General features: G+C 68.2%; 1 protein-coding gene. It reads left to right on the top strand.

The genetic code is table 11. The annotated features are described in order from the left end of the window. Positions 1–12 precede the first annotated feature (12 nt). Positions 13–651 (top strand): serine hydrolase domain-containing protein (locus QSK26_RS41460; RefSeq protein ID WP_285780857.1); only part of this gene is annotated, 639 nt, incomplete at its 3' end.

Raw genomic sequence — 651 nt, 5'->3', positions numbered from 1 at the left:
GGGGAGGTGCTGGTGCGGGCCGCCGCCGGTGCGGCGGACGCGGAGAGGCGCATCCCCAACCGGCCGGACACGGTCTTCCGGATCGCCTCGGTCACCAAGCAGTTCACCTCGATGATCATGCTGAAGCTGCGTGACCGCGGGCTGCTCGGCCTGGACGACCCGATCTGCCCGTATCTCATCCCGGCATACATCAGCACCTGCCCGCAGGCGTGGCGGCCCATCACGATCCGCCAGATCCTCACCCACACCTCCGGCATCGTCAACATCCAGGAACTGCCGGACTTCTACGCCAAGCTCTCCCAGCCGACCACCACCCGCGAGCTCATCCAGCGGTTCGTGAACAGGCCGCTGGACTTCAAACCCGGCACCAGCTGGAAGTACAGCAACGGCGGCTACGTCCTGGCCGGGGCGATCATCCAGGCGGTGACCCGCAAGCCGTACGGCACCGTGCTGCACGAGGAGATCACCGGCCCGCTGCACCTGCGGCACACCGGCTACAGCAGAGGCAACCCGCCCGCCGGGTACGCGAAGGGCTACTACACGCCCGGGTCACCGGCCGCGCCCATCAACGGCTCCCAGGCGTTCTCCGCGACCGGAATCTACTCCACCGTGGACGACATCGCCCGCTGGGACCGGTCCTTCGGCGCATAC

It is taken from the genome of Microtetraspora sp. NBRC 13810 (assembly GCF_030268685.1).
In the GTDB taxonomy this organism is placed as follows: Bacteria; Actinomycetota; Actinomycetes; order Streptosporangiales; family Streptosporangiaceae; genus BSRQ01.
The sequence above is the reverse complement of the archived record's forward strand: the minus strand, read 5'-3'. Positions and strand labels throughout refer to the sequence as shown.